At 68.8% G+C, this 18,204-nt stretch carries 19 protein-coding genes and 4 pseudogenes; 12 read left to right on the forward strand and 11 right to left on the reverse strand.

The window, feature by feature from the left end:
* Nucleotides 1–495 precede the first annotated feature (495 nt).
* Both KKZ08_RS00445 and KKZ08_RS00450 read left to right on the forward strand, forming a co-directional pair.
* On the forward strand, nucleotides 496–2,565 hold the full coding sequence (locus KKZ08_RS00445; protein ID WP_223772503.1) for a hypothetical protein: 2,070 nt from the start codon (nucleotides 496–498) through the stop codon (nucleotides 2,563–2,565).
* A 73-nt stretch (nucleotides 2,566–2,638) separates the two neighbouring features.
* Nucleotides 2,639–4,243, forward strand: coding sequence for an ISL3 family transposase (locus KKZ08_RS00450; protein WP_223772504.1), 1,605 nt, complete (start codon nucleotides 2,639–2,641; stop codon nucleotides 4,241–4,243).
* A 33-nt stretch (nucleotides 4,244–4,276) separates the two neighbouring features.
* Here KKZ08_RS00450 and KKZ08_RS00455 read toward each other — a convergent pair whose 3' ends face one another.
* The 5 genes from KKZ08_RS00455 to KKZ08_RS00475 all read right to left on the reverse strand — a co-directional run bounded on the left by KKZ08_RS00455 (nucleotide 4,277) and on the right by KKZ08_RS00475 (nucleotide 7,781).
* Complete coding sequence (locus KKZ08_RS00455; RefSeq protein ID WP_223772505.1) at nucleotides 4,277–5,131, reverse strand: DUF4262 domain-containing protein; 855 nt, start codon at nucleotides 5,129–5,131, stop codon at nucleotides 4,277–4,279.
* Between the two features lie 94 nt (nucleotides 5,132–5,225).
* Entirely contained in the window at nucleotides 5,226–5,600 is a 375-nt protein-coding gene (locus tag KKZ08_RS00460) for a hypothetical protein (protein ID WP_223772506.1), read from the reverse strand.
* Nucleotides 5,601–6,122: 522 nt separating this feature from the next.
* On the reverse strand, nucleotides 6,123–6,305 hold the full coding sequence (locus tag KKZ08_RS00465) for a hypothetical protein (protein WP_223772507.1): 183 nt from the start codon (nucleotides 6,303–6,305) through the stop codon (nucleotides 6,123–6,125).
* 687 nt (nucleotides 6,306–6,992) lie between these two features.
* A complete protein-coding gene (locus KKZ08_RS00470) occupies nucleotides 6,993–7,469 on the reverse strand; it encodes a hypothetical protein (protein ID WP_223772508.1) in 477 nt (158 codons plus the stop codon).
* A gap of 156 nt (nucleotides 7,470–7,625) precedes the next feature.
* Nucleotides 7,626–7,781, reverse strand: coding sequence for a hypothetical protein (locus KKZ08_RS00475; protein WP_223779365.1), 156 nt, complete (start codon nucleotides 7,779–7,781; stop codon nucleotides 7,626–7,628).
* Between KKZ08_RS00475 and KKZ08_RS00480 the strand changes: the two are divergent.
* Nucleotides 7,756–7,911 (forward strand): annotated as a pseudogene (locus KKZ08_RS00480) (transposase); the annotation flags it as partial. The gene KKZ08_RS00475 and the pseudogene KKZ08_RS00480 overlap by 26 nt on opposite strands.
* Nucleotides 7,912–7,931: 20 nt before the next feature.
* On the opposite strand, the gene KKZ08_RS00485 reads toward KKZ08_RS00480, so the two are convergent.
* Complete coding sequence (locus KKZ08_RS00485; protein ID WP_223772509.1) at nucleotides 7,932–8,531, reverse strand: YdcF family protein; 600 nt, start codon at nucleotides 8,529–8,531, stop codon at nucleotides 7,932–7,934.
* A gap of 186 nt (nucleotides 8,532–8,717) precedes the next feature.
* Here KKZ08_RS00485 and KKZ08_RS38560 point away from each other — a divergent pair, with 186 nt between their 5' ends.
* From KKZ08_RS38560 to KKZ08_RS00510, 5 genes and pseudogenes are all read left to right on the forward strand, one after another.
* Nucleotides 8,718–8,846, forward strand: a complete 129-nt coding sequence (locus tag KKZ08_RS38560; protein ID WP_263303322.1) for a hypothetical protein — start codon at nucleotides 8,718–8,720, stop codon at nucleotides 8,844–8,846.
* A gap of 199 nt (nucleotides 8,847–9,045) precedes the next feature.
* A complete protein-coding gene (locus KKZ08_RS00490; protein WP_223772510.1) occupies nucleotides 9,046–9,438 on the forward strand; it encodes a hypothetical protein in 393 nt (130 codons plus the stop codon).
* A gap of 70 nt (nucleotides 9,439–9,508) precedes the next feature.
* Nucleotides 9,509–9,664, forward strand: a complete 156-nt coding sequence (locus KKZ08_RS00495) for a hypothetical protein (RefSeq protein ID WP_223772511.1) — start codon at nucleotides 9,509–9,511, stop codon at nucleotides 9,662–9,664.
* Nucleotides 9,665–9,944: 280 nt separating this feature from the next.
* A pseudogene (locus tag KKZ08_RS00505) lies at nucleotides 9,945–10,067 on the forward strand (toxin Doc); the annotation flags it as partial.
* An 84-nt stretch (nucleotides 10,068–10,151) separates the two neighbouring features.
* Complete coding sequence (locus tag KKZ08_RS00510; protein WP_223779366.1) at nucleotides 10,152–10,760, forward strand: hypothetical protein; 609 nt, start codon at nucleotides 10,152–10,154, stop codon at nucleotides 10,758–10,760.
* Nucleotides 10,761–10,803: 43 nt separating this feature from the next.
* Here KKZ08_RS00510 and KKZ08_RS00515 read toward each other — a convergent pair.
* Nucleotides 10,804–11,703, reverse strand: a pseudogene (locus KKZ08_RS00515) (IS701 family transposase); the annotation flags it as partial.
* A gap of 119 nt (nucleotides 11,704–11,822) precedes the next feature.
* On the opposite strand from KKZ08_RS00515, the gene KKZ08_RS00520 reads away from it, so the two are divergent.
* On the forward strand, nucleotides 11,823–12,488 hold the full coding sequence (locus KKZ08_RS00520) for a glyoxalase (protein WP_223772512.1): 666 nt from the start codon (nucleotides 11,823–11,825) through the stop codon (nucleotides 12,486–12,488).
* A 64-nt stretch (nucleotides 12,489–12,552) separates the two neighbouring features.
* A complete protein-coding gene (locus KKZ08_RS00525; protein ID WP_223772513.1) occupies nucleotides 12,553–13,038 on the forward strand; it encodes a DUF1801 domain-containing protein in 486 nt (161 codons plus the stop codon).
* A 455-nt stretch (nucleotides 13,039–13,493) separates the two neighbouring features.
* On the opposite strand, the pseudogene KKZ08_RS00530 reads toward KKZ08_RS00525, so the two are convergent.
* Nucleotides 13,494–14,060 (reverse strand): annotated as a pseudogene (locus KKZ08_RS00530) (IS5 family transposase); the annotation flags it as partial.
* Between the two features lie 92 nt (nucleotides 14,061–14,152).
* Entirely contained in the window at nucleotides 14,153–14,680 is a 528-nt protein-coding gene (locus tag KKZ08_RS00535) for a DapH/DapD/GlmU-related protein (RefSeq protein ID WP_223772514.1), read from the reverse strand.
* A 138-nt stretch (nucleotides 14,681–14,818) separates the two neighbouring features.
* Between KKZ08_RS00535 and KKZ08_RS00540 the strand changes: the two genes are divergently transcribed.
* Both KKZ08_RS00540 and KKZ08_RS00545 read left to right on the forward strand, forming a co-directional pair.
* Nucleotides 14,819–15,190 carry a hypothetical protein gene (locus KKZ08_RS00540; protein WP_223772515.1) on the forward strand — a complete coding sequence of 124 codons (372 nt, stop codon included), beginning with the start codon at nucleotides 14,819–14,821 and terminating at the stop codon, nucleotides 15,188–15,190.
* A 6-nt stretch (nucleotides 15,191–15,196) separates the two neighbouring features.
* Nucleotides 15,197–15,364 carry a hypothetical protein gene (locus KKZ08_RS00545; protein WP_223772516.1) on the forward strand — a complete coding sequence of 56 codons (168 nt, stop codon included), beginning with the start codon at nucleotides 15,197–15,199 and terminating at the stop codon, nucleotides 15,362–15,364.
* Nucleotides 15,365–15,538: 174 nt separating this feature from the next.
* Here KKZ08_RS00545 and KKZ08_RS00550 read toward each other — a convergent pair whose 3' ends face one another.
* Entirely contained in the window at nucleotides 15,539–16,342 is an 804-nt protein-coding gene (locus KKZ08_RS00550; RefSeq protein ID WP_223772517.1) for a phosphatidate cytidylyltransferase, read from the reverse strand.
* Nucleotides 16,339–18,102 (reverse strand): histidinol-phosphate transaminase, encoded by a 1,764-nt coding sequence (locus KKZ08_RS00555; protein WP_223772518.1) that lies wholly within the window; start codon nucleotides 18,100–18,102, stop codon nucleotides 16,339–16,341. Before KKZ08_RS00555 ends, KKZ08_RS00550 begins: the two co-directional genes overlap by 4 nt.
* Nucleotides 18,103–18,204 lie beyond the last annotated feature (102 nt).

Here is an 18,204-nt window from a genome sequence, read left to right on the forward strand (position 1 = left end):
CTTCCGTGAGGAGAATGAAAACATGGAGTGGGGCATCTCCAGAAGACCTTCACGGATTTGGTGATCGTTTCAGGCCCCGCAGGGTGGTATGTCCGCTCTGGTTTCTCATTTCCTGAGATCCTCTTGAGCTCTCCTTGAGGAAAGTCCCAGTGAGGTCAACGTCGCTCTTGCTGCGCGAAATGAAGCGCTCAGGAGGGCGTTCTGTCCCATTCTTTGGGCCCGTTCTGCGTACTTGATATGTTTCACGTATCTCGCCAGCTTGGTGTCGATTCATGGGTTATGCGACGGGTCACGAGGGCGCTCATCGCGAGGTTCGACGGCCGCCTCCTCGATGCCCCAACTCCCGCGCTCCTGATCCGCCGCGCCCTCGCAGGGGCCGGGCGCAGCGCATGAGGGCGAGGCGACTTCGTGGATCACGCCCCGCTCGGGCCCGGGTGCGTCGTACGGTCGCGACCAGGCAGTGACGCCGGGTCAGGTATGGGAGGAGATCCGAGGATGGTCAGCGCCCGTACGTACCCGCTGTGGCGGGATCTCGCGATGAGCGAGGACCTCCCCAAGGAAGCCCTCAAGACGGTGATCGAAGCCCTGTGTACCCCGGCGACGACGCCGGACGGCTTCGACGCCCAGGCCGACCGGTGGCGGGAGGAAGCCCTCAAGGCCGCGCTGCCCGCGCTGCTGGCCCGGACCTCTGCCAAGCGGCTGCGCGGCCGGCTCCTGGTGCACGCCGACGAGAAGACGCTGGCCGCGCTGGCATCCGACGGCACGGTGACCGCCGCCGACGCGCCCGCCATCCTGCGGCACCGCCGGGCCTGGGCCGGGCTGATCTCCGCACTGGCACGGCACCCCGACCAGGTCGAGGCGGCCATCGCGCTCCTGCCCCGCCTGCCCGAGCACGAGGTGGAGCAGGTCGTCCGGGACTGGGATCCCGACCGCTACACCCGCGCCAAGGACACAGCGCCGGCCCCGCCCGTGCCGCCGGAACTGTTCGACGCCGTCCTGGAAGCCTGCCTCACCCCGCTCGCCGCGTACCTCCTTCACCCCGAGCCCGAAGAGGGCTGGGAGGCCGTGTCCGCGTTCTCGAAGGACTGGTCGCTGGAGCTGGGCGGCCGCGCCGGCTGGGCGATGCTGGCCCGCTGCCCCCAGCGGTGGGCGCAGCTCACCGCGCACCCCACGTTCGGGGCGGCTGTCCGGCACCTGCTGCTTGACCAGGCCGAGACGCAGGCCCTCGAGGACGTCCGCCTCCGCGCCGCCGACCCCGACGGCGAGGAGCTTCCCGCCGGCCCGGCGCCCGCGCTCAGCGAGGAACTGCTGCTCGCCTGCCTTCCGGCCCTGTGCCTGCCCGAGCTGGCCGACCTGCCCAACCCGCAGGTGGCCGCCCGCCGGACCTTGCACCACATCGCCAACCGCGTCCACAACAACCCGCGCCTGGCCGACCTCGCCGCCGACCAGCTGCACGCGGCCGCCGACGCTCTCGTCACCCGCGGCCAGCTGCTCACCTGGTCCGACAAGCAGGAGAGCGACTACAAGTTCGACGGCCGTGTCCTGCGCCTCGCCCAGGACCTGGCCCTCCTCAGCGCCAACCGCGACCACCTCGCCGAGGCCTGCGCCCAGCTCGCCCGGCTGGATCCGCCGGCCGTCGTCTCCCCCAAGCCGAGCCGGACCCTGATCCGCGTCCTCGACAACGTCGACCCGGACCACGACCGCCCGGCCCGGCTCCTGGAACGCCACTCCGAGCACCGCCGGGTCCAGGCCCTGACCGTCCTCGCCACCAACCCGCACACCCCGCACGCCTCTGTCGTGGACGTCCTGGGCGGGCTGCACCCCGCCGAACTGGCCTGGATCGCCGAGAAGGCCGGCGGCCCCGACTGGTTCCTGGCCGCGGCGGCCGCCGTCCCGGTGCCCGAAGACGAGGACGACGGTGTGGTGCGGCTGGTGGACGACGAGGAACTCGGCAAGCACCCCGACCCTGCGGCCGTCCTGCAGTCCTGGCTCGACTCGCCTGCCGCCGGTGAGATCCTCTCCCGCTCCGAGGTCTACCGCGCCGTCGTGAAGTCCCGCTACCGCACCCTGGAGCACCTGCGCCAGATCCCCGCCGAGGAGGTCCTCGCCCGCCACGAACCCGACGTCGCTCTGACGATCCTGCTGGAGCACTGCGGGCGCAGCACCAAGCGGTGGGAGGCACTCGCCGCCGCGATGACCTTCGGCTACGACGGCGAGAAGATCACCTTCGGCAGCTCCTCGACTCCCTGGACCCCACGCCCGCACAGGCCCATACGTCCTGACCGGGCGCTGCGCCGGCCACACACTCCGAAGCGAGGCGGCGTCCGTCATCAGCCGTGCCGTCGAACTTCACGGCCTGGACCCGCCCGGCGAGCTCGGGCACGGCCGCGGCGAGGATGGCGTCGAACTGAGCGAGGACGCTGCCGCCGGCCGCCGGCCGCCGGGGCGACCATGCCTCGCTCGGTCATCATCATGCCGATCGCCGCACCAAGCCCGAGTGGCTTTGTTCACGAGAACCGGTTCTGGCACAGGTTCCGTGCAGCGGCCACTGTGAGTAACAGCTGAACATCTCGGGAAGCCTTCGGAAGTCGCCCGAAAATCAGCCGTCTCCGCGGTGGTTGGGCTGAAAGTCCGGGCCGTGGAAGAGGTCGTGCTCCGGCTGAAGGAGCTGTTGTTCCCGTCGATCGCGGATATCGCGGTGCTGTCGGTAGACGTGAATATCGAGATAGTGCGCGTTGACGCGCAGTGCACCACGGTCGGCGCAGCCTGCCCGGGGTGCGGGGCCTGGTCGACCCGGGTTCATAGCTCCTACCTGCGGTTTCCCGCTGACGCGCCGAGTGCCGGACGCAGAGTCGTGCTCCAGTTACGAGTTCGGCGGTTTCGGTGTCGAAACACCATGTGCGCCCGCCGGACCTTCGTGGAGCAGATAACCGGCCTCACCCGCAGGTATGGCCAGCGCACTGAGCGGCTGCGCTCCACTCTGGCCGCGGTCGGGCTTGCCCTGGCCGGACGGGCTGGCGCCCGGCTGGCTTCCGTCCTCGGCGTGTCCGTCAGCCGGAGCACGGTGTTGCGCCTGGTCGACGCGCTGCCTGAGCCGGAGGTGCCCGCGCCGCGGGTGGTCGGCGTCGACGAGTACGCCACCCGCAAGGGCCGCCACTACGGCACCGTGCTGGTGGACGTCGAAACCCGCCGTCCGATCGATCTGCTCCCGGACCGGGAGGCATCCAGCCTGGCCGCCTGGCTCGCCCAGCGACCTGGCGTCGAGGTCGTCTGCCGGGACCGCGCGCCGTTCTTCGCCGAAGGCGCCGCTGCTGGAGCGCCGCAGGCGGTCCAGGTCGCAGACCGGTGGCACCTCTGGCACAACCTGAGCGAAGCCGCCGAGAGGAGCGTCGCCCAGCACCGCCGTTGCCTGCGCGTCCTGACGCCCACAACGCCTCAACCTCAACCCGAACCTGACACCGTTCCGACCCGGGACCCATCCGCGTCGCCATGGCCGACGGGCCACCGCTTTGCCGACCGGACTCGGGCCCGGCACGCAGCCGTCCATGCCCTGCTGGAGGCAGGACACAGCCTACGCTCGGTTCAGCGGCAGCTCGGGATGAGCTGGCACACCGTCAAACGGTTCGCCGACGCCGCGAAGCCGGAGGAACTGTTCACCGGGCAGTGGCAGAACCGGTCCTCGGTCCTCGACGAGTACAAGCCCTACCTGGACGACCGCTGGAGCGAGGGCTGCACCAATGCGTGGAAGCTGTGGGAAGAGATCGTGCCGCTCGGTTACAAGGGCAGCTACCAGCGGGTTCGCGCCTACCTGCACGACAAGCGCATCTCGCAACGGCCGGTGACTGCCCGGCCACCCTCGGCCCGGGCCGTCGCCGGATGGGTGCTTCGGCACCCGGACACCCTCACCGAATCCGAGCAACTCCGGCTCAAGGCCGTCCGGACGCACTGCCCTGAACTCGACGCGCTCACCAGGCACGTCCGGTCCTTCGCGGCCATGCTCACCGGCCGCCAGGGCGAGCACCTGCCGGGCTGGCTCGACGCCGTCCGACAGGACGACCTGCCCAGCCTCCACACCCTCGCCGCAAGCATCGACCACGACCGCGACGCCGTCATGGCCGGCCTCACCCTGCCCTGGAACTCAGGCGTCGTCGAAGGCCATGTCAACCGGATCAAGATGCTCAAGCGCCAGATGTTCGGCCGCGCCGGCTTCGCTCTCCTACGCAAACGAGTCCTGCTCGCTTGACCTGCATGCCCTTCGGAGAGTCCCTGCGTACCTTCAGCCAGTCGTGAGTGCCGTCCAGACCCCCGGCGGGTGCTCAGCCGGCTTCAACCACAACTGCGGTTGAGACTGCTGGTATTGCTCGTCGGCCCCCGGCTGCCAGAGGAAGCGGCCATCGGCGTCCGGCCACACTGCTTGGAGTACCGGGAACGGAGGCCGCCGGTAAAAGGAGATCGCGCGCCCGAAGAACTCCCGGTACCAGCGGAGATCCGCTGGCTTCAGGACGACGGGCCGGTCCTCGATGATGCCGTGGCATTCCCTGCCACCCTCCAGCAGAGCCCCGGCCGCAGCCTTGTGGCCGAGGGAGTTAAGCAGCACGTGCATCGTCTGGATACCCAGTCCGAACATGGCAAGCTCAGGCACCGCGTGCGTGTGCCAGAGCCCGCTCGTGTACGCGAAGCCGGGCCCTTCGTCGTCGGCCGGCACCATGACCACGCTCCAGCCATGCTCCTTAACCTGCTCGACAGTCCGCAGGTCCATGCGATCGGCCTCTTCGCGATCACCGTAGTCATGACAGATCACACAGCGACAGGAAGGGAGGTCGTTAGGCATGCCGGTGACAGTACCTTGCACGTCTTCGGCCACCTTTCGCCTGCTGGGCTGCATCAACAGCCACGCTCCGGCTCTTCCCTTCATTACACCCGGCGACGAAGCACGGAACCTGTGCCAGAACCGAATCTCATCGACAAACGCTGCTGCCGAACGTGAACGAAGCCAGTCACGCCGGGCGGCCAGGCACTCATAGAACTCTGCTCGGAAGCGTGACGCCTCCGCGAACGCTTCCCGCCGGACATCCGGGCACACCACACTCATGACAACGGCCTTCGGCTGGTTCTCCTCGTAACGGAGCACAGGATCAGACGAAGGCCGCCCTCATGTCCGGCGAGTGCCCAGGTGAGAGACCTCGTTCGGGACACCGTTCGAGGCCAGAAGATAAAGAACAAGCTCAGGCGGCGGTACTCAGGTCCGCGGTGGTCACCGATACCTCGGCGCGGGAGGCGGCCTTGAGTCGCATCCGCTCCTTGACCACGTCGGCGCCCTGGAAGCCCTCCCAGTACGAGTGGGTCATGACCGTCGCGGACAGCTCGAGGCACTCCCGGCGCAGCCGGGCCACCGCGGCCCTTTGCTCATCGGTCCATCCCGGGCTCGACTCCCGGCCGCCGGTGACCTCGCCGGTGTGCTGGTGTTCGGTACCGGGCCAGCCCTCCAGGGGCTCCACCGACCAGGGCAAGGACCGCAGCAGCGCCGAAAGCTCCGCGGTGGCCTGGTGCAGGCGGGTCTGGGCGGCGAGCAGGTCACCGGGGAAGGAGGTCTCAGCCATTACCGGAATGATATGCGCGTTCGAATCTGATTCACCTTCCGGCACGCCGGTGTCCGCCGGGTCCTGAGGAGCGCGCTCGACGTCCGTAGCGGGCATGGGCTCGCTGACCGGCTGTGCTAGCAGCCAGGCAGTTGACTCTGCAGCAGGCGGGACGGTGGGCTGAGTCAGTACCGAGGAGGAGGGGGCGGGTGCGATCGGGATATGAGCGCCAAGGGCAGACGGGCGGCATGTTGGCGGACGATGACTCGCGCCCGTCGACAGGTGGTCCGGCCTCTCCGCCACCGCGGAGGACTGGACTGGCCGACCGCTGGTGAGATCCGCGTACCGGTCCCGGTCCGCGTTCGTCACCCAGAACCGGTGAGTACGCGATCCGTCCCGGAAATCAAGCGGAACGATCAGCCCGGCCGCGGTCCGCCGCACCAGGTCGTCGAAGAACACGTCCCGCGGCTTGGGCGTGGCGTGCATCTTGCCGCAGCGCCTCTGGCTATCCGGGCACCGGTACAGGGCGCGGACATCGCACCGTCAGAAGTCCAGGACACGGAAGCCCGAAACCACGCGCAGGTCTCCCGACTTCGTGATCACGTGCGCGGGCAGGTTGTCGCTCCGCGTCCAGTGCGCGTCGTTGCGCCGAGCGTACTCCGCGCGATCGGTGTGCCAGGCCGGCGTGATGCCGTATTTCGCGGCCCGGCTCGCCCTGGCGCGCACGCTTCGCGGGCCCTCGGCACCGGCGGTGGACAGCTGGACCTCCCACCCGATCCGAAGCCCGCCTTCCCCTTGCACGAGCGTGTCCGTCTGAATCCACGACCGCGGCCCGACGCTCCTCCGCATACCTCACTGTCCGCCTGGAACCCGGCAGCCTCCGCAGTCCGCACGATCCGCTCCTGGTACGCCTTGTGCTCATCGGACACGGCCGCGCGGTGCCGCTCCTCGTCTTCGGCTCGCTCGTGCACCGCCTCACGCCGCCCGCTCGAACGAGGCCGCAGGTACATCCACGCCTCGACGCCCGCCTTCCGGCACACCCCACCGCATTGCAGGCCCCGCTCGGATACCGGCACGTTCTTCGCCGCGTACAGCCGGTCGGTCTGGTAGAGCGTTTCCCACAGACTCGGCAACGCCTCGTGGCCGAGATCTTCGCGGGTGAGGTCGAGCTCGATACCCAGTTTCGTGTGCCAGACGACGTTCGCCAACGTGCACCGCCTTCGCTTGGGAGGAATTCCCTTCGAAGGTAGAACCAGCCACTGACAATGCGGTAGGGGCTGGATTAATAAATCCAATCCAGACAATCAGCCTGTATTGCTCGCAATTGTTCAGGCGGTGACCATTCCTGTGGAATGGGTTCTCGCTGCCGCTCGTACGGGGGCGGAAAGCCGCACCCGCTCCCCCTGATCGCTTCTATGCCCGGAGCTGGCCTACGAGGCGGCCGGTGGGGTGTGCTGGAACGGCGCGAGCGGAGGTAGCGGCGGCATTGGCATCCGGAGCCCGCCCGGGCCTCGGATGCAGCGCGCCGTTGTCCGCCCGGCACAGCAGGCCGCCCGCGTTCTTCAGCTCCGCGACGGACTCAACCAGCGCCCCAACACCCTCCTCGCGCAGGCCGTCGCCCTGATCAAGGACGCCGGAACCAGCGGCGTCACTGATCGCGCCCACAGCCTGAACACCGACATCGAGACCGCGGGGCTCCCCTTCCTCCACCGCTTCGTGGAACTCGCCCGCGCCTTTCACCATGCCGTCCGCAACGACCATCCGCAGCTGGCCGCCACCATCGAACGGCTCCGCGCGCTCACCGTCGCCGGTGACTTCGCCTACTTCACCGACATCGCCCACTTCGGCCGCCCTGCCCCTGCCACAACCTTCCACCACCCGCTGGATCACCAGCGAAGACGACGTCCGCTGCGCATGGCGCCACCTGGTCCAGGCCCGGCAGGGACACCTGCGTGCCAAGCCCTGATCCGAACACAAGACGCCCCGGCCAGATTTCTGGCCGAGGCGTCTTGTGCAAGCGAGGACCCTCGCTGGGGCCTTGCGAGTTCAGTCGGCGTCGGGGCGCTGGCCCACGAGCTGGGTGAGCAGCTCAATGATCTGGGCCTGGTTCTGGTCGATCTTGTTGCTCAGTGCCTCGACCTTCTGGTCCAGGTTGCCGACCTGGAGGCGTACCGGCACCGAGCACGGCTCCGGCCTGGGCACCCAACGCTGGGTCGTGGAGCGCGCGTTCGCCCACCTGCACTGGTTCCGCCGGCTGCGGACCCGTTGGGAGATCCGCGACGACATCCATGAAGCCCTCCTCACTCGTCGGCTCAAGTACCACCATGCGTGAGGCCAAGCGACAGCCGCTGTCTACAGCGAGACCTTCCGCTCGTCGGCCTTGAGGCCACGGAGCGTCCAAAGTCCGTACAGAGCCGACAACGGTTTCACGACCATCCATTCGCCAGGGCGGTAGTCATCCGCGCGCACCAGCCTCTCTGCAAGGTCGGGGCGCTGCCGCCGCAAATACGCACGGGCCTTGAGCGCATGGGCTGGCTGGGAGACGACCTTGATGTAATCCACGTCTTCAAGCAGTGGGATCACGTTCGTGATGTTCTCCCACGTCGTCACGCTTTGGTCTTCTAGGAGCACCGTGCCGTCGAACTCAAGCACCGACTTCGCGTAGTCAGCCATCAGATGGGCCTCCGTGGCCCCGCTGCTGGTCGCACCGCCGCTGAAGATCACGCAGGTTCCGTGTGCACCGTCCACGGCGATGGAGCGGATTCCAGCACGGACTCGCCATCGGTTGATCAAGTTCGCCGTCGCTTGAGGATTCCGGTACCCCAACACCACCACAGCCGCGGAGGCGCCCCCGCTACTTCCCACGAGCGCTCGAGACCAGCGCCAGTTCAACCACTCGCCCCAGGCCAGAGTTGCAACCCCAGCTATCGCCAGTCCCGTCCTTCGCCGCATGCGGCGACTCTAAGACACCTTGGTATCGGGCCGCGAAGAAACCAACCACGCTACAGACGACGCATTCTGTTAGGAGTTCTAAGGCGCTGCGCGACTTGAAGAAGTCCGCTCCGCGCCCGCGTGGGTGGTCTCACAGTCGCACGATCAAAAATATCCTGTGCACCTGAAGTCCGCTTCGTGCCCCGCGTGGGTGGTCCCCCGACCGAGTACCTGATCGATCGAGCCGAGCACACCTGGGCGACGAACGCCCAGGTGAACAGGCGCTGCGCCAACATCTCGCCGTACCGGTCGATGTGGTCGAACACCAGCTGGTGAGCGACTGCGCGGTTGCGCCACCCAGGACCTGCTCCGGGTGGGCTCGAGGGCCAACTCCTGGTCCACGACGACGATGGCGGACTCAGGCTGCGGAGTGGGGGCGCGGCGTGGGCAGCATGACCGGGGCCTCCGGCCCGTCCACGACGACGACGGCCTCTGACGGTTCTGGAAAGGCAGGGCGAGCGTGACGATGGAAGCAGTGACCGAACTCGGAAGTGGGAGCACGCCTCGACTTCCCCATACCCAGACGGCCCCCCTGTCCGTCCAGCCGTCCTCGTACGCCGCGGCGGTCGAGCGGTACGTCGCTAGCGCAGGAATCTCCAAGTCCTCCGCAGAGGGCTATCGGATCTCGCTGACGACGTGGGGGTGGATGTTCGCCGGTGAACCGGCGCCGACCGGTCCCGCCCGCCGGGGAGCAAAGCCGCCCGCCTTCCCCATCGGTGTACTGGACAACCTAGCCCTGCCGGAGGTGCTCGCAGAGCTGATGGCCGCGCGGGCCGACGAGATGGGCGCCGACGCCGTCACCCGGGAGCTGTACATCGCACGCGCGGCGATCAGGTGGTGGCGGGGGGGAGGGCTGGATCGCCTGTGACCCGACGAGCGGCATCGAGCGGCGACCTACGTCACCGGCCTTCACACTGGCCTTCCCGAAGAACTGCACCGTGGACACCCGGCGCGTGGACTTCGGGCGTCGAACCATCACGCTGTACGAGTTGCTTCAGCTCACCGAAGAGGAACTGCTCACCCTCTACCGCGGGCTGCGCCAGCGCCCCATCGCCGACTGTCTCGGCTTGCGGGCCGCGCAGTCCCGGGGCTGAGGAGCCCGATCATAGAGACGAGAGAGGTCAGGGGCACGCACCCACAAGACCAGGTCCGTCCTCCCAGAACAGGGTGGAGACGACGACCAGGAAGCGTGGGTGGCCGTCCGGTCCTGAACAGCGGACATCTCGTTCCGAGGCCACGGTCACGGGGCTCTCAGGGAGCGCAGCCGGTCGGCGATGTCGTACACCGTCAGCCGCAGGGCGCGGATGTCCTCTATCAGGGCCCGCCACGGCTCGAAGTCATCGGACACAACCTCGCCGAAGGCCCGGATGGCGCGACTACTCGGTCCTGGTGGCCGCCGTCGCCCGCCACCGGGTGAACACCCCGCAGCTCGACGTAGGCGAGCCCGACGCCTACTGGCGGGCCGCCGCACTGCTGGAACAGCTCGTGCTGCTGCGTCATCGTCGGTGGCAAGATCGGCCTGCCCGTTGCCCTGCGCTGGTCGGCTCTTCGTCTGGGGTTCGGAGAAGGACGCACACCCTGATGGTCCCCGGCGGCGGCATGGGCGCTTACTTCAAGGGCATCCACAACGGCGGCACCACATGGCTGAGCCAGATGAAGGCCCAGACCGGCCGCTTCGCCTTCCTCTACAAGCACATGCCCAGCCATCCCGAACCCATCTGCAAGCTCGGGCGCCACCAAAGGCGGTGGGACTACTACGTCGGCTACACGTCGAGGACGAGCGTCGAGCGGCAGATCCAGTACCTGCGCGAGGACATGGGCCTGGCCGACCTCGAGCGCTACATGCACGGCAACCGGTCGCGCTTCCCCAACCACACCCACGTCGTGTTCTGGGGCGATGTGAACGAGGGCATCTACGCCCTGTCCGCGCTCGACAACGAACCGAAGTGGAACTACAACACCGCGCGCGCCCTGCACACCCTGCTCGTGAAGCGGAACCACTGGCACGGCTACTTCCTCGACCTGCCCTTCACCTACGCAGGGCGGGCCAAGCCCGAGGTCTACGGCTACATGATCACCGTCGACAAGCAGACCGGCACGCGCGCCAAGAACCACACCATGAACCGTTCCAAGACGCACACGGCCTGGTGGGAGTGGCACAACTGGGCCTACGAGAACGCCGCCTTCTGACGACGCCCGACGCCTTCCCCTGACGCCAGATTTCGGCCTGCGTCTCGTCCGGTCGGGCCTGGCTGCGGCGGGCCAGCACCCACCGTTGCTGGGTGGGCCGGTCACCGTCAAAGACATCGATCACTGGCAGACGGGCGGCTGCCCAGTCGTAAGTGCGCGGGCCTTTGGCACCGTCGCCGCAGGAACGTCGTTCCCATGCCTCGTCGGGAGCGTCAGCGATGGCCTGGTCGATGCGGCCGAAGGGAGCGTGCAGTTGCTGTGACTTCGGCACGGCCAGGACGTAGCCGACACCGGCTTCCTCCAGGGTTCGGCGCATAGCCATTCCTGTCCGTTAGGCGCAGTCACCCGTCACCCAGGCGATGGGGAGGGGCGAAGCAAGAGCCCGCAGGATCATCGCGCGGGCCAGTTCTCCCTTGGTCGCGAAGCCACGACTGTCAGGAACTTTCGCTGCCCTGCACCGGTCCGCCTCCGCGGTCCAGGACTTGGGCAGGTATAGCTCCCGGTCCACCAAAGCCCTTCCCCTCGAGGGGCCATACGCGGCGAAGACCCCGATCTGGCAGTTCTCGGTGCGGCCGGCCGTGCCCGAGTACTGCCGCTGCACGCCGGCAGAGGTGATGCCCTTCTTCATGAAGCCGGTGTCGTCCACGATCAACACCCCGTCCGGGGTGCCGAGCCGCTCGGCCACGTACCGCTGCAGATCGTCCCGGACCGCGTCAGCGTCCCAGGAGGCACCGTTCAGCAGATGCTGGAAACCAGCCGGTCCACGGTGACCTGCGTACTCGGCCAACTGCCAGCCGTTCTTCCGCTCCACCGGAGCCAGCAGACCACGCACGTAGTCCCGCATCCGCCACCGAAGATCCACCCGTGAGAACCGACCCGCCACACAAGCGAAAACCGACTCCAACTCGCCAGCCCACAGGTCAGCTTCGCCGGTGCCACTCATACGACCCGTGACGCGGGCTCGGCGATCACGGTGGAGGGGGTGCCCGCGTGCCTGGCCGAGCAAGTGGCGAGAGCGGTCAGGAATCGAGAAGCCCTGGGCACCACCCAGCCCCTAGCGTTATGGACATGGCAACCACCACTTCCACCGCAGCCCACACGACCCTCGCGTCCGTCACCGTTGAGGTGGCCGACTTCGAGGCCGCCCGCAGCTTCTACGGCGCCTTCGGCGTGGACACGTACATACGCCTGCGGGCGTCCGAGGCGCAATCGACTGGATTTCGCGGCTTCACCCTCGCGCTCACGGTGTCCGGGCCGGCCACCGTCGACGGCTTCGTCGCCGCCGCCACGTACGCCGGTGCCTCGGTGCTGAAGCCTGCCACGAAGTCGCTGTGGGGTTACGGCGGCGTTGTCCGGGCCCCCGACGGGACGATCTGGAAGATCGCGACCTCGGCGAAGAAGGACACCGGCCCCGCCACCCGCGAGATCGACGAGGTCGTCTTGCTGCTCGGTGTCGAGGACGTGAAGGCCACCAAGCAGTTCTACGTAGGCCGGGGCCTGACCGTGGCCAAGAGCTTCGGCGGCAAGTACGCCGAGTTCGCCCCCGGTCAGTCCAGCCCCGTCAAGCTGGCGCTGTACAAGCGCCGCGCGCTGGCCAAGGACCTCGGCGTCCCCGCCGACGGCACCGGCTCGCACCGCATCGTCCTCGGCAGCACCGCCGACGCCTTCACCGACCCGGACGGCTTCGCCTGGGAGGCCGCCGCGCCGCCCGCTCCCGCACCGTCCTGACTTCCGGTCGTGTACTTCCCCTTCCGCACCGCCATGTCTCACTTTGTACGAGAGGAGATCTGCTATGCCTTCCACGAAATCGCCCGCCGAGGACTCCGGCGCGACCGCCGAAAAGTACGACGGATTCACCGCCGAGGAGCGGGCCGCGATGAAGGAGCACGCACACGAGCAGAAGAAGACGGCGGCACGGCGCGGTGCGTCCCGGGCGGAGAAGGAGGCGGCAGCGGAGCAGGACGTGCTCGCGAAGATCGCCGATATGCCGGAAGCGGACCGGGTCCTGGCCGAGCGGATCCACGAGATCGTCAGGACCGCCGCCCCCGACCTCGCGCCCAAGCTCTGGTACGGGATGCCCGCGTACGCCAGGGACGGCAAGGTCGTCTGCCACTTCCAGAGCTCGGAGAAGTTCAAGTCGCGGTACGCCACGCTCGGCTTCAGCGACCAGGCGGCACTCGACGAGGGCGCGATGTGGCCGACCGCCTACGCCCTGAAGGAGCTGACCGCGGCCGACGAAGCACTCATCGGCGCCCTCGTGAAGAAGGCACTGGGCTGAGGCCGACCGGGGGCTGGACCAGCGGCAGAACTGACAGAGCCGTAGAAGACGTTCATGCGCCTGGGCCCAGAAGTTGGCGTCGTGTACCTCACCGCAGCTGAGGTGGCAGACGTTCAGGCACCGTGCGGCCGCTGCGTTGCCCGCGCCGACGGTGAACTGCCACGAGAACTGCCACCAGGATTGGGCGCCGTCGGCGCATCCGGCCAGACCGAGCAGACAGGCGAAAGTACAGGGTGCTCTCGCCATTGTCGGAGGGCCGTGGGGCCGTGGGTGGCGAGCTGGGAGACATGGTCAGCGGCGTCGGAGTGGTGCAGGACCTGCGTGGAGAGCGCATCCGTGCATGGCCGCGGCCTGTTCGTGGACGGTCGGCAGGTGTCCGGCCAGGCCGTGGAGGGCATGGAAAACGAGGGTCTGGGTGACGTCCCGGCTGATCTCTGCTTGAGGTGGGCGAGGTCGGAGGAGTAGGCCTTGTCCCCGAGCAGCATGGCCGGGGTCATACCGGGTGGCCTGCTCCGGTTCTGGGGACTCGCAGGTCGCCGAGGAGCAACGACAGGGACTGGCCGTCGTGCGCCTGCCCGGACGTCCCGACGACGGCCGGCGGTCGGCGGTCGGCCCTGACCGTCCACGGCGTGGTGGCTCCTCGTGGTCAGCCCGCCGCGGGAACGGCCGATAGCGTGCCCGGGGGCTCTCGGTGGGCGTCGAGGCCCTGCCTCGGGCTGCGGGCCAGTACTTCTCGGGGCGGCTGGTTTGGTGGCGTACTGGCAGCTCTTCGTCGTCCGCGAGGGTGAGCAGGACGCTGAGCACGCGGTCCCAGGTCCCTTCGGCGGCCCAGCGGCGGTGGCGGGCCCACACGGTCTGCCAGGTTCCGAACCCGGCTGGGAGGTCTCGCCAAGGAATACCGGTGCCGGTATCGGTATCGGTATCGGTATCGGTATCGGTAGACGATCGCCCTCCACCATCGGGCGGTGATCGGCCCAAGGCCTGCCGCGACGACCGGTACTGGAGGGCAGCAGAGGCCGGATGCGGTCCCACTGCCGGTCGCAGCCGGGCGTGACGAGGCATCAGGAGCAGATCACAGAGGTACTGCGTACCCGGACCGCCAGCCCGGCCGGGCTCAGTCGATCCTCTTGATCACCCGGGCGGGCACTCCCGCGACCACGGCGCCGGCAGGGACATCACGCGTGACCACCGCACCGGCAGCGACCACCGCACCGGCACCGAGGGTCACCCCCTGTGTGATCACGGCAGCCGTCCCGATCCAGACGTCGTCCTCGATGACGATCGGGGCGAAGGAGAGGTACTCGCGGCGCTCGGCCAGGGGCAGTGGATGGCCTCCGGTGATGAGGCTGACTTTCGGGGCGATCATGACGCCGTTGCCGATACGGATGCCTCCCTTGTCCATGAAGGTGCATCCCTGATTGACGAAGACATTCTCCCCGAACGTCGTGTTCAGTCCGCACTCGGTGAAGAAGGGCGGATAGATCACCACCGATTCCGGCAGCGGACCACCGAACACAACAGAAAGTAGTTCCGCGCGACCTTGGCTGTCGCTGAACGGAAGCACGTTCAGTCGAGACGTCGCATCGGTCACCTCCACGATCCGCTCCGCATGACGCGCGAACTCAGGCGTCTGGACATACATAACCTGCTCTGTGCGGGTAGACATGGGCAGATCTCACCACCGCGAAGAACACTCGATCAAACAACCCTGAGTCACGCCAGGCACAACTAATGGTTGTGAAACACCGATACAGGCCAGTTGGAGCGGCACATCGAGGTCATGCTTCTGGTACGGGCCTCCCGAGGCTCCCGGCCGGGCGTGGGCGGGCAGGTCTTCTTGTCGCACGCCAAGAAGGTCTTGGCGGCTGTCGAGCAGGCCGAGCAGGCTGTGCGCCCCGCAAGCCGTCCCTTGCGCGTCGATGTCCTCAATCGGCGCATCTCCCCGGCCCAGGCCGTCTACCGGTTCTACCGCTCCCACCCCGAGCCTGAGACGAACTTGGACGCGGTCATGCTGAGCAAGGAGAACGCCGCCCAGGCCGCCCGAGCTGTGCTCGAAGGGATAATCGACGCGTCCTTCCGTGCCCTGCCGGCCGACCAGGTCCGGCCGTCCCGGGGATCCAGATGCGGTGACCGCCCAGGGCTGCAGGACTGACCCAGAGTGGGTCGGCTCAGGCCGGGCACGGAGTGGGCAGCGTTCGACCAGGCGCTGTCCGAGGCCTTCGGCCCGAGCATCGACGCGCTCGGCCCCGACTTCGGTGACGACGTCCTGATGGACGCGCTGGCCGACTCGACCTCGCTGGCCACCCGTGTCGGCTATTTCGGTTGATTCCGTCGTCTTGCTTCACCGTCAGCCGGGCCGTTCACTACGCGGCGGATGTGGCTCCCACCCGCAACCGGCCCCACCCGGCCTCACGCTCATCCCGTCACATGTCTCACCCCGTTACATGTCTCACACCGTCACATGTCTCACACCGTCACACGTCTCATCCCGCCTCGTGGCTCACCCCAGCACCAACAGCACTGCCAGAGCGACGAGAAGGGAATCGATCCGGTCGAGGAGGCCGCCGGAGCCGGGCAGCCACCGGCCGGCGTCCTTGGCGCGGGCACCCCGCTTGACCATCGACTCCAGCAGGTCCCCGAGCGGGCCGCCTACCGCCACGGCCACCGCGGTCTGCCATGTCAGGGAGGAGAGCACGGCCAGCGTGAGGAGACCGGCCGCGGCCCCGGCCAGCGTGCCGCTCCACCGCTTCGCGGGCGACAGCGGGGAGAGCCGGGGGCCGCCGAGACGGCGACCCGCCGCGTACGCGACGATGTCGGCGATCGACACGGCCACGAACAGCACCAGACCAAGGGCTCCGGACGATACGAGGCCGGCCAGGACGCCCAGCCACACCAGGCCCAGCAGTCCCACCCCCAGGCGGCGGAGCCCGTGCTCCGCGTCGCCCGAGAGCAACGGCACCCCGGCGATCGCGAGCGCCCCGGCCGCCGCCACCCGGAACACCTCTCCGGGGGCCAGCCAGGCGGCCAGGACAAGTCCGACGATCGCGACGGCAAGCACCGCCCGGTCCACCGGACCCAGCCGGAGCAGCCCACCGAACTCCGCCACCGCGACCACACCGACCACGGCCGCGAGCACCGCGATCCCCGGTGGACCGAGCCAGAACGCGGCAGTCACCAGAGGCACTCCGAGCGCCCACACACACCAGCGGACCATCAGCTCGCGGCGTCCGGTCGCCGCCACCGCGACGCCCCCGACCGCCAGCGCCCCGCACAGGTGCGGCACGAGACCGGCGACCGTCGTCACCGGAAGGCCGGTGCCAGCGTGTCCGCCACCACGGCGGTCGGCGCGCTCAGCGCGTCCAGGGCGCTCCGGCACACCGCCACGATCCGGGCGTTCTCCGCCGTGTCACGGACGGCAATCCGCACGGTCCGTCCCTGGTACGCCGGGGACATCGGCGACAGGTCACGCAGGAACACGTCGTGCCGCCGACACTCGCGCACCAGCCGCGCCGCGCTCGGGCCCCCCGGCGGCAAGGTCACCGTGAGGAAGTTCGCCACCCCCTCGTCGACCGAGAGGAACCGGCCCAACTCCCCCAGGCCTTGCGCCAGTTCCCCGCGCAGCACATGGGTGTGGGCCCAGCGCTGCGCGTAGTACGCCGGGTCGCGCAGCGCCGTCACGGCAGCCAACTGCGCCGGCAGGCTCACGGGCCACGGCGGTGTCCAGCGCCGCAGCGCCGCGGCCGTCTGGGGAGCGGCCACCAGGTACGCGGCCCGCATCCCCGACAGCGCGTACATCTTCGACAGCGAGGTGCAGACCACGACCCGGGCGTCGGCCGAGGCGAGCCCGGCGAGCGAGTCCGTCGGATCGACGTAGCCCAGGTACGCCTCGTCGATCCACCACCGGGTCCGCCCGGGCGAGGCCTCGATCACCGCGCGCAGCGTGTCGGCGGGAGCGTGGCGGCCGGTCGGGTTGTTCGGGTTGACCACCACCACGAGGTCGTACCGTCCGTCACCGGTCGCGGCGGCGAGCCGGGCCGGGTCGAGCAGCCAGCCGTCCTCCCGGCGCAGCTGGAGCCGGTCGACCTGGCAGCCGATCACCCGCTCGGTGACATGGGCGTACTCCCCGTAGCCCGGATCGAGCAGGAGCACCCGGCTCCCCGGCGTCAGCCACCGGCCGAACGCCCGGAAGATCAGATCCGACGAACCCGCCCCGACGACCAGCGACTCCACCGGCAGCCCGCGTACGTCGGCGATCTCCGCGAGCAGTCCCTCCGCGCCAGTCGGCGGCGAGGTCCGGGCCGCCCACCCCAGATCCTCCGAAAGGACCGCGCGGACCCCTGGGGAGGGTGGGAACCAGGCGTCCAGCACATCCGCCGCGACAACCTCGTGACGGCGGGTCAGGGTCCGGAAGTCGGTGCCGATCGCCGAGAAGAACGCCCCGCCGTGCTCACAGCCGTCAGCACGCGGTGCGAAGGGCACGTCGAGCCGCCAGTCCAGGTCCGTCCGCAGCCGCTCCAGGGTCCGGCCGTGGCGCTCCGCGACCGTCCTCGTCAGCTCGGCCACGGAGCCGCTGAGGACCTCGAAGGAGACCGCTCCCGCGCGGACCGTGCGCCCGACCGGCCGCAACTCGGCGGCGAGGTACATCTCCAGCAGCTCCGTACGTCCCATCGCCACCACCCGGCGGCCGCCCCGCGCCGCGACCCAGCGCAGGGCCGCGTACATGAGGAGCGCCGCCGCCGCGGTGGACCGCCAGTGCTCCTCGACGGTCAGGACGCGGATCTCGAACGTCGTTTCTTCGGTCAGGACCGGCAGCTCCTCGCGCGTCAGGTATTTGTCGAGGGAGTAGCGGCCGACCCATGGCGGGGTGAGGCTGACGAAGCCGATCCGTGTCTCGCCGCGCGCGGCCACGAGATAGACGTTGTCGCCGTCGAGTCCGTCGCTCAGCCTTCCCGACGGATCCACCGGATGCTGGCCGAGCTCCTCCGCGTACACCCGGTGGCGCAGCTCGTGGATCCAGTCGTGATCTTGAGGCGTGGCAGTGCGCAACTGCAGCGCGTGGCCCATGTGTGTGTCCCCCCTGAGGCGGTCCGGCGTTCGCGCCTCAGCATGGAGGAGTCCGGCAGACGGCACCTGAGTACGCGTACTCAGGCATCGGAGGAGTTGGGA

Origin of the sequence: Streptomyces sp. 135 (assembly GCF_020026305.1) — a bacterium.
Classification (GTDB): Bacteria; Actinomycetota; Actinomycetes; order Streptomycetales; family Streptomycetaceae; genus Streptomyces.

Excerpts from the sequence above, each read along its gene's own strand:
- KKZ08_RS00525 (WP_223772513.1), top strand. The coding sequence starts at position 12,553 with ATGCCTTCCACGAAATCGCCCGCCGAGGACTCCGGCGCGACCGCCGAA.
- KKZ08_RS00485 (WP_223772509.1), bottom strand. The coding sequence starts at position 8,531 with ATGCGGCGAAGGACGGGACTGGCGATAGCTGGGGTTGCAACTCTGGCC.
- KKZ08_RS00540 (WP_223772515.1), top strand. The coding sequence starts at position 14,819 with ATGCTTCTGGTACGGGCCTCCCGAGGCTCCCGGCCGGGCGTGGGCGGG.
- KKZ08_RS00445 (WP_223772503.1), top strand. The coding sequence starts at position 496 with ATGGTCAGCGCCCGTACGTACCCGCTGTGGCGGGATCTCGCGATGAGC.
- KKZ08_RS00535 (WP_223772514.1), bottom strand. The coding sequence starts at position 14,680 with ATGTATGTCCAGACGCCTGAGTTCGCGCGTCATGCGGAGCGGATCGTG.
- KKZ08_RS00520 (WP_223772512.1), top strand. The coding sequence starts at position 11,823 with ATGGACATGGCAACCACCACTTCCACCGCAGCCCACACGACCCTCGCG.
- KKZ08_RS00555 (WP_223772518.1), bottom strand. The coding sequence starts at position 18,102 with ATGGGCCACGCGCTGCAGTTGCGCACTGCCACGCCTCAAGATCACGAC.
- KKZ08_RS00460 (WP_223772506.1), bottom strand. The coding sequence starts at position 5,600 with ATGGCTGAGACCTCCTTCCCCGGTGACCTGCTCGCCGCCCAGACCCGC.
- KKZ08_RS00510 (WP_223779366.1), top strand. The coding sequence starts at position 10,152 with ATGGTCCCCGGCGGCGGCATGGGCGCTTACTTCAAGGGCATCCACAAC.